General features: G+C 66.0%; 7 protein-coding genes and 5 pseudogenes. 8 read left to right on the forward strand and 4 right to left on the reverse strand.

What is annotated here, in order from left to right; all coding sequences use genetic code 11:
- From tnpC to tnpA, 3 genes are all read right to left on the reverse strand, one after another.
- Positions 1-1,010, reverse strand: a 1,010-nt coding sequence (gene tnpC, locus ACLBYE_RS28150) for an IS66 family transposase (RefSeq protein WP_447696693.1), incomplete at its 3' end; no start/stop codon positions are given.
- A gap of 68 nt (positions 1,011-1,078) precedes the next feature.
- Entirely contained in the window at positions 1,079-1,435 is a 357-nt protein-coding gene (tnpB, locus tag ACLBYE_RS28155; RefSeq protein ID WP_029361749.1) for an IS66 family insertion sequence element accessory protein TnpB, read from the reverse strand.
- Positions 1,432-1,860 (reverse strand): IS66-like element accessory protein TnpA, encoded by a 429-nt coding sequence (gene tnpA / locus ACLBYE_RS28160; protein WP_447696694.1) that lies wholly within the window; start codon positions 1,858-1,860, stop codon positions 1,432-1,434. The genes tnpB and tnpA overlap by 4 nt, the downstream gene beginning before the upstream one ends.
- 84 nt (positions 1,861-1,944) lie before the next feature.
- Here tnpA and ACLBYE_RS28165 point away from each other — a divergent pair.
- The 7 genes and pseudogenes from ACLBYE_RS28165 to ACLBYE_RS28195 form a co-directional block, all read left to right on the forward strand.
- Positions 1,945-3,068, forward strand: a pseudogene (locus ACLBYE_RS28165) (IS3 family transposase); the annotation flags it as partial.
- A gap of 434 nt (positions 3,069-3,502) precedes the next feature.
- Positions 3,503-4,705: a hypothetical protein gene (locus ACLBYE_RS28170; RefSeq protein ID WP_447696695.1), complete on the forward strand. Its 1,203-nt coding sequence runs from the start codon at positions 3,503-3,505 to the stop codon at positions 4,703-4,705.
- 80 nt (positions 4,706-4,785) lie between these two features.
- Positions 4,786-5,592: pseudogene (locus tag ACLBYE_RS28175) on the forward strand (IS256 family transposase); the annotation flags it as partial.
- Positions 5,593-5,603: 11 nt separating this feature from the next.
- Positions 5,604-5,816: pseudogene (locus tag ACLBYE_RS28180) on the forward strand (transposase); the annotation flags it as partial.
- A 206-nt stretch (positions 5,817-6,022) separates the two neighbouring features.
- Complete coding sequence (locus ACLBYE_RS28185; protein WP_447696698.1) at positions 6,023-6,334, forward strand: hypothetical protein; 312 nt, start codon at positions 6,023-6,025, stop codon at positions 6,332-6,334.
- Positions 6,313-6,597, forward strand: coding sequence for a hypothetical protein (locus tag ACLBYE_RS28190; protein WP_447696696.1), 285 nt, complete (start codon positions 6,313-6,315; stop codon positions 6,595-6,597). The genes ACLBYE_RS28185 and ACLBYE_RS28190 overlap by 22 nt, the downstream gene beginning before the upstream one ends.
- Positions 6,598-6,765: 168 nt before the next feature.
- Positions 6,766-7,300, forward strand: a pseudogene (locus ACLBYE_RS28195) (transposase); the annotation flags it as partial.
- Positions 7,301-7,357: 57 nt separating this feature from the next.
- Here ACLBYE_RS28195 and ACLBYE_RS28200 read toward each other — a convergent pair.
- Positions 7,358-8,128 carry a class I SAM-dependent methyltransferase gene (locus tag ACLBYE_RS28200; RefSeq protein WP_447696697.1) on the reverse strand — a complete coding sequence of 257 codons (771 nt, stop codon included), beginning with the start codon at positions 8,126-8,128 and terminating at the stop codon, positions 7,358-7,360.
- Between the two features lie 158 nt (positions 8,129-8,286).
- Here ACLBYE_RS28200 and ACLBYE_RS28205 point away from each other — a divergent pair.
- Positions 8,287-8,401 (forward strand): annotated as a pseudogene (locus tag ACLBYE_RS28205) (IS5/IS1182 family transposase); the annotation flags it as partial.

Below are 8,401 nucleotides of genomic sequence, written 5' to 3' on the forward strand. Positions count from 1 at the left end.
GGCGAGGCCGCGGCAAGGTCATAGAATTGCCGACGCACATGGCTCCAGCAGTGGGCCAGCCGCACTGCGCCGCCCTTGGCCAAGCTCTCGTAGGCCGCGTAGCCGTCGACCTGCAGCACGCCTGCAAATCCGGAGAGATGCGCGATCGGTCGTGCGGCCGTGCGGTCGGGCGCGTACACGTAGGCGACGCCGGGCGGATCCGTCCCACCCCAGGGCCGGTCGTCGCGCGCATACGCCCAGAGCTGGCCGGTCTTGGTGCGGCCGCGGCCCGGATCGAGCACCGGTGCCGTGGTCTCGTCGGCAAACAGCTTGCCCGAGCGTTTGAGCGTCTCCAGGAGCCGCGCGTGCACGGGCCGGAGGAGGAAGGCGGCGCGTCCGACCCAGTCGGCCAGCGTCGAGCGGTCGAGGCTGACGCCCTGGCGGGCGAAGATCTGCGCCTGTCGATACAGCGGCAGGTGGTCGGCGTATTTGGAGACGAGCACCTGCGCGACCAGAGCGTCGGTCGGTAGGCCGCCCTCGATCACCCGCGCCGGCGCGGGTGCCTGCACGATTGCGTCCCCGCAGGCGCGGCAAGCGTAGCGCGGGCGCCGGATCACCAGCACGCGTACTTTAGCCGGCACCACGTCGAGGCGCTCGGATACGTCCTCGCCGATCCGATGCAGGGCACCCGAGCAGCATGGACAGGTGGTGCTGTCGATATCGACGAGGCACTCGACCCGCGGCAGGTGGGCGGGCAGCGCCCCACGGTTCGTGCGCCGCTTGACCCTCCGGGCCTCCTTCTTGGCGGGCTCGCTCTCCTCGGCGGCAAAGCCCGCGGCCTCGACCTGCTCGGCTTCCTCCAGCCCGAGCAGGAGTTGATCCTCGGGCAGGCTCTCGGCGCGGCGGCCAAACCGGTGGCGCTGCATCGCCAGGATGATCTGGCGCAGCCGCTCGTTCTCGGCGCGCTCCTCGGCGAGCAGCGCCTTGAGCGTCTCGGGATCGTCGAACGAGGGCGAAGCGGGCGCGGCCACGAAGCAGATTAGATCAGATCTGTCAGCGACTTACCATCGCGATGAAGCCCGCTAGCCAGCCTTTTTGCTCAGCCGGCAACCGCCGGCACGCCCACGGCACGCGCTGCATGGACGCGCTTCCAGTCCAAGCCTTCGACGAGCGCCGCGAGCTGCGCCGCGCTCAGCCGGACCACGCCGTCCTCGATCTTCGGCCAACAGAACTGACCCGCCTCCAAACGCTTGACCGCGAGGACCAGCCCGCTTCCATCCCAGACCAGGAGCTTCACCCGGTCGGCGCGCTTCGAGCGGAACACGTAGACCGTGCCCGAGAACGGATCTCCACCCATCGCGTCCCGGACCAGAGCGGCCAGCCCGTCCATGCCCTTGCGGAAGTCCACGGGCCGCGTGGCCAGCATCACGCGCGCCGCGCCGGACGGCCCGATCATGGACAAGCCTTCAGCGCCCCGATCACCGCGGTGATCTGAGCCTGGCTCGCGTCCGCACCGATGCGCACCACGGCGCCGGCCATCTCCACCTCGATCCCGGTAACAGGGCTGCCCAGAGGACGGATGCCGGCCCGGGGCGACGATGCGGATGACGCAGAGGCAGGCTCATCGAGGAGAACCGGTACGAAGGCCGCTGCCATTCCACCGACTGTCGGCGCCTTCCGCGCCTCGCGCAGCCAGGTAAACAGGTGCTGCGGGCTCATCCCGTTCCGGCGCGCGACAACCGACACGACGGCACCCGGTGCCATGGCCTCAGCGAGGATCCGTCTGCGCTCGGACTGCGACCAGCGTCGCCGGCCGCTCGCGGTGGTGATGACCTCAAGCCGCCGAACGGTCCGCGGCGGCTCGACCATATGCTCGACCATAGACACAAAACGATCCCATCCAGGGGCCGTCAGCATCATCCTCTACGCTGGCCAGCGAAAGGTGGGCTCCAAACATCGCATACGGAGAGCAGCGGCCGGCCGCAGATGCAGGTCGCGGCCGAGCTCGGGATCCAGCCCTCGATGCTGAGGCAGTGGCGCGCCACGCTGAACGGGGCCCCACCCCGGCCGCGGCCGGCCGGATCGACGGGGAGTGCGCCACCAAGCCCGGTCGCCTCGCCGTCCGATCAGGCCGCCGAGATCGCCCGCCTGCGGCGTGAGCTCGACCGTACGCGCATGGAGCGCGACGTGCTAAAAAAAGCCATCGGCATCTTCGCGGAGATGCCCAAGTGACCTTCGCCTTCATCGAGCAGCATGCGCGGACCTGGCCGGTGCGTCTCATGTGCCGCGTGCTCGGAGTTTCACCCAGCGGCTTCTACGGCTGGCGGTCACGGCCAGAAAGTGCCCGCTCGGCCTCCAACCGCCAACTCCTGGACGACGTCCGGCGCATCCATGCCGCCCATCACCGGCGCTACGGCTCCCCGCGCGTGCATGCCGCCCTGCGGGCCGAGGGCCGGTCCGTCAGCCGCGGACGGGTGGAGCGCCTCATGCGCCGGCACGGCATCCGTGCTTTGGCGGGGCGTCGGTTCCGGCCTTGCACGACCGACAGCCGGCACGATCTTCCGATCGCTCCAAACCTCCTGAAGCAGGACTTCTCGGCCGCGCGGCCAAACACGGTCTGGCTGGCCGATATCACCTACCTGCCGACCGGCGAGGGCTGGCTGTATCTGGCCGCCGTCCTCGATCTGGCCACGCGCAAGATCGTCGGTTGGTCGATGCGCGATCACATGCGCACCGAGTTGAGCGTGGCGGCGCTGATGATGGCCGCCCAGCGGCAGCGACCAACTGCCGGGCTGATCTGCCACTCGGATCGCGGCAGCCAGTACGCGGCCGCGGCCTACCGGAGACAGCTCGCCGGTATGGGGGCGAAGCCGTCGATGAGCCGCACGGCTTGCTGCTATGATAATGCCCCGATGGAGAGCTTCTTCCACACCCTTAAAGTCGAGCTCGTCCAGCAGCGACGATGGGCGACCCGGGATGAAGCGCGGCGCGATCTGTTCGCCTACATCGAGGGCTACTACAATCGGCAACGCATCCACTCGGCACTCGGCTATCTCACGCCCGAGCAAGCCGAGAGGACCGCAAAATGATCTCCTTGTGTCCGCGACACCGAGGGAGGATCACGTGGAGGACCCTTCACAGACCGGACGCCAGCTACTTCTGCGCCTTCAGGCCTCCGATCCCGGCCGCTACCCGGACGCCCTGCTCAGAACAGTCCAGCGCCGCCTCCGAACTTGGCGCAGCGAGATCGCCTCACAATTGGTGTTCGGCATGCCGAAGCAGCAGCCGGCGGCCGCGACCCCGGGAACATATGCGTGAGGCAATCGCCTCGACCTTCAGGAGCATTCCTCGATGAGGCAACACGGGCCCTCATCCAGATCGTTGCGCTACAGCTGCGATCTGCAGCTGCTACGGACCGCGGTTCTTCAGCAGGGGGGTCGCTTCGCCCTCGAATTAAGACGAAAGCTCCCGTCTCGTCTTCGCAATCAGCTACATCAATGATAGCTTTTACAGGGCACCAGTGATGCGGATCCTTGTTCTCTGCGCGGCCCTGCTGGGGTTAATGTGCGGCCCATTGTGGGCTTTCGATTCGGCAAAGGTAGCTCCCTATGGGCCGCTGAACCTGTGTCTGCCGAACGCCGATCAGATGACGATGTGGGATGCCATTACGTGCGCTGCTGGCCGGGTCCGCGATGCCGGCAGCCTCAGCGCCGCGCCGGACGCATCGGCGGCGTCCGGCACGCTCAATCGGCTGCTGGCTGACCGAGCGACCCTATCGGGTCCGAACAACTTCCCGCTCGCCGCGCCCAACTGGAATACCTACCGCACCCCGTTTACGCCGTTCATGGCCACGATCGGCGGCCCCTTTCCAGTTGGGGCGTTGGCTGGCGGCAATACGGTGGGTACGACGCACGCGATAACCGGGGCCGTTACAATTCCGGAGACGAACGGCAACAATTCGCGGGCGGTATTCGCTGCGGGTGTCGCTGGCTACGCGCGCAGCTTCAATTCAAAGAGCCCCAACCAGGGTGCCGTCGGCATCTACGGCGCGGTCCTGTGCGGTGCTGACCCGACGAACCTCAACTCCGGCACGTCCTGCTGGGGTTCGAACCTCATCGTCGGCAACCTTGCCGATCTGTCCGAGCCGCAGGCGAACAAGGGCCACCACAACATGAACATGTGGGGCCTCGAGATCGACGTGAATGTGCAGAAGCGGCCAGACGGCTCTACGCCTGGAGGCAATGCGCTGGGCCTGGATGTCGTTGGCAGCTCCGCCGTTCAACCGCTCGGCAATTTCCGCGCGATCAACCTCCAAGCGTCCGGTGTCTATGCTGGTGTGCGCTGGAAAGACGGGATATTCTTCAACGATGGGGCGGCTGACAACGGCATCACGTTCGGCTCAAACTCAGTCGGCAGCGGCTACGCGCTGACCATGGGCCCGGTCAGCGCTTCCGGGCCTTCAGGTGCGCAGAACTTCCAGTGGCTGACTCGCAAGCCCGACAACGGCATTGTGGCCGCGTTCCTGCGGACTGACCCTTACGCCAACATGTTCCTCATACCGGGCGGGAGCTCGAATATCATCCTCGCCAAGTCTGACGGCAGCAAGGTTCTAAGCGCGGGCGACTCCGGCGTGCTGATCAACGTAGATGGCACCGAGCGGCAGGTGACGATCGGGCCGCCGGACTCGTGCGGGACCGGCTTCCGGTGCCTGCGCGTGCCGAACTGACCCGCGACATGCATGCGGCCCTCGGGACTGTCAGGAATCTCGTGTGGGGGCGGCCATAGTGGATCCGAAGGAGGTTCCCTATGGCACGACGCAAAGCACCCCGTATCCCTGACGCAATTCTGGACCAGCTCCTGGCCGGGGCCGATCCGAAGACGGCCTTCGAGGCCGATGGCCTGCTGGACGAGCTGAAGAAGGCCTTGGCCGAGCGGGCGCTCAACGCCGAGATGGACCACCATCTGGCGGGCGAGGAGGCCGGCAACACGCGCAACGGCTATGGCCGCAAGACGGTCACCACCGAGACCGGCCGGATCGAGCTTTCGATCCCGCGCGACCGGCAGGCGACGTTCGATCCGCAGCTGATCGCCCGGTATCAGCGCCGCTTTCCCGGCTTCGACGACAAGATCATGTCGATGTACGCGCGTGGCATGAGCACCCGGGAGATCGTCGCGCACCTGCGCGAGCTCTACGGCATCGAGGTCTCACCCGACCTGATCAGCGCGGTGACCGACGCGGTTCTGGAGGAGGTCGCTGCCTGGCAGGCCCGGCCGCTGGAGCCGGTCTACCCGATCGTGTTCTTCGACGCCCTGCGGATCAAGGTGCGTGACGAGGGCGTGGTCCGCAACAAGGCCGTCCACATCGCGCTGGGCGTGCGCGCCGACGGCGCCAAGGAGATCCTCGGCCTGTGGCTGGAGCAGAACGAGGGCGCCAAGTTCTGGCTACGGGTCATGAACGAGCTCAGGAACCGCGGCGTCGAGGACGTGCTGCTGGCCGTGGTCGATGGCCTGAAGGGCTTCCCCGACGCGATCCGGGCGGTGTTCCCCGAGGCGCTGGTCCAGACCTGCATCGTCCACCTGCTACGCCATAGCCTCGACTTCGTGTCCTACAAGGCTACGGCACCATGGTTGTCGACCTCGAACGTCACACCGTCCTCGATCTCCTGCCCGACCGGGACGCTGGGAGCGTCGCCGCGTGGCTGCGCGCTCATCCGGGCATCGAGGTCATCACCCGCGACCGCGCCGACGTCTTCGCCGAGGGCGCCCGCGCGGGCGCACCGCAAGCCCAGCACGTGCACGATCGTTTTCACCTGCTGCGTAACCTCAGCGTCGCCCTGCGTGCGATCGTTGCCCACCATCATGGCGTGATCCGCGCCGTCGGTCGTGCGCGCATCGATCACGAGGTCGAGGCAGCCCAGGCTGCGAAGGAAGCCGCGCGGCCGCCGACGGCGATCGAGGTTCGGAAGCGGGCGACGCACGCGCTGCGTCGGGCTCGGTACACCGAGCTCAAGCGGCTGCCGAGGGTAGCGCGTCGGTGGCCGGCATGGCTCGGGCTCTGGATCTCGATCGCAAGATGGTGCGGGTCTGGCTGCGCCAGGACGCGTCGCCCTCCTGGCGGCGACGCCGCACCGTGCCGACGATCCTCGGTCCCTACCGCGATCATCTCGAGGCGCGCTGGCAGGCCGGCTGCCGCAACGCCGCCGAACTCGCCCGCGGGCTGATCCGCGTGGGCGTCGACATCCGTCCGCGGGTGGTGCGAGATTGGGCAAGGAAGCGGCGTCGCGCGAGCGCGGACGTGATAGACGTCACGCCGGCCTTGACGAGCGCGCCGCGATGGCGCCCCCCCTGTCGATGAACCGGACGGCGTGGCTTCTGCAGGCGGACCCGAGCACACTCGTTGCGGACGATCGCCGCTTCCTCGATCGCCTGCGGGCGGAGGCACCTGATCTGGCGAGGAGCGTGGCCGTCGCGACGCGCTTTGCGGACCTCGTGCGACGGCGCTCGGGCGAGAGTCTGGAGGCTTGGTTCGCGGCGGCGGCCGCGACACCGCTGGCGAAGTTCGCCGCCGGTCTCGAGCGCGACAGGGACGCGTTACGCGGCGCGATCACGACGCCCTGATCGACGAGTCCGGTGGAGGGGCAGATCGGCAGGCTGAAGATGCTTAGGCGCACGATGTTCGGCTGCGCGGGCTTCGCACTGTTACGCCAGCGCGCCCTCACCGCGACTTGACCTGGCATTCCATGCCACATGAAATGCGGAAGAACCACGATGAACTCGGCGTTGACATATGGTGCCGGCCGTCGGGGTAACGAGACGCCGGCATGGATGGCCGACAAGCAGCGGCGGCTGGAAGCAATCCGCGCTGCCAAGCCCGCGCTGGAGTCAAAGGCGGTAAATCCGCCCGATCCAGAGGATGAGAGCGGGCCGGGTGCCTCGTCGGGCATGTGTTGGCAGGGGCGGCCACTGCGCGGCGAAGACGGCGCTCCGCCCGACCGGGCGCAGTGTAACTTCACCGACCTCAACAGCCGGATCCTGCCTACGCGTGACGGCTTCGTTCAAGGCTACAACGACCAGATCGCGGTCGACGCAACCCATCAGGTAATCGTCTCGCACCGGCTCGTGACCAACTCGGCTGACTACCGCGCGCTCGTGACGCTTATGGGCGGGGTCCGCGCGCATCTTTGGCGAGAAGCCGCGGGAAGTCTCGGGTGATGCCGGCTTTGCCAATGAGGCGAACCTCGCCGCGCTGAGGGAGCGGGGCAACACGGGCTACTTTGCTTCGGGCCGGACGCCTCATTGCGAGGCGGATGCAACTAGCCGCATTTGTTGTGCCTACGCCTCAGATCCAGCTCGACCCTGAACCAGCTACCGATTGGGCTCAGAGTTTCGTCAGCACTAGGGCGTCCTGGCCCGCATCAAACACGCAGGGCGGGAACAGACCCGACCACGACCCGAGCAGCATGGGATACCGAAACGATAGGCCGCTTGCGTCAACGATCTCTCGGATTTTCTGCACCGTGTAAGCAACGGCACCCATCGGGTGATCAATGTCGTTCACGAGGCACCCATCTCCATACGGGTGCTCAAAGCGCAGATGGTAGATCGTTCGGTCGGTCGCCCGAGCATATTCAAGTATCTCATCGTTCACGACGAAGACTGTAGCGAAAACCATCCCTCCGGGCTTCAGGACGCGGCGAAATTCTTTTAGATAATGAACGATGTCGCCTGCGGTCATATGAGTAAAAACGGACCACAAAATGATCCTGTCTATCGACGCGTCTTCGCAAGGAAACGAAAAATCAGTGGTATTCTTGGTTCCAGTTGGGTTGTGCAACTGGTCGGCGACATCGAAGTGAACAAAGCTGAAATTCTGAAACCGATTCGAGATGTTGTCTTGGCACCAAGCAATCGATCGACCGATAATGTCAACGCCGACGTATTTGCTACTTGGACTAAGAATCCCGGTCAATGGGATCGCGTCCCGGCCTATGCCGCATCCCACCTCCAGCACATTGTGGGTGTGGTCCAATTTAATTATCTCACGCAAAAGATAGATATGACCGTTTGAAATAGCCTCGAAGGTCTCAGCGCCGGCGCCTGTCATGTTAAGCAGGTCAATTGGGATCTCAAAACCGCGAAAATTAAACATATGCACTCTGGCCTTCGTTTCTCGCGAGCATAATTCGCCCGCGTGCAATCCGCGGCTGACTTATAGCACCGCGCGTCTCCGTGCTGGCAAGCCCGGCCCGCATCAGTCCGCCGGGCTTAGAGCCTCTAGCAAAACCGGGTTTGGCGCGTTGGGAGGGGATGGCGAGACCGCTCCTCCCCGATGGCTTATGGGCCGAGATCGCACCGCTGCTTCCGCCTGAACGGGCCAAGCCGAAGGGCGGTCGGCCTCGAACATCCGACCGCGCGGCGCTGA

The sequence above is a fragment of the Methylobacterium sp. A52T genome (assembly GCF_053346095.1).

Coding starts and splice junctions, on each gene's coding strand:
- tnpB (WP_029361749.1), bottom strand. CDS start 1,435: ATGATCGGGCCGTCCGGCGCGGCGCGCGTGATGCTGGCCACGCGGCCC.
- tnpA (WP_447696694.1), bottom strand. CDS start 1,860: ATGGTCGAGCATATGGTCGAGCCGCCGCGGACCGTTCGGCGGCTTGAG.
- ACLBYE_RS28170 (WP_447696695.1), top strand. CDS start 3,503: ATGCGGATCCTTGTTCTCTGCGCGGCCCTGCTGGGGTTAATGTGCGGC.
- ACLBYE_RS28185 (WP_447696698.1), top strand. CDS start 6,023: ATGGCTCGGGCTCTGGATCTCGATCGCAAGATGGTGCGGGTCTGGCTG.
- ACLBYE_RS28190 (WP_447696696.1), top strand. CDS start 6,313: ATGGCGCCCCCCCTGTCGATGAACCGGACGGCGTGGCTTCTGCAGGCG.
- ACLBYE_RS28200 (WP_447696697.1), bottom strand. CDS start 8,128: ATGTTTAATTTTCGCGGTTTTGAGATCCCAATTGACCTGCTTAACATG.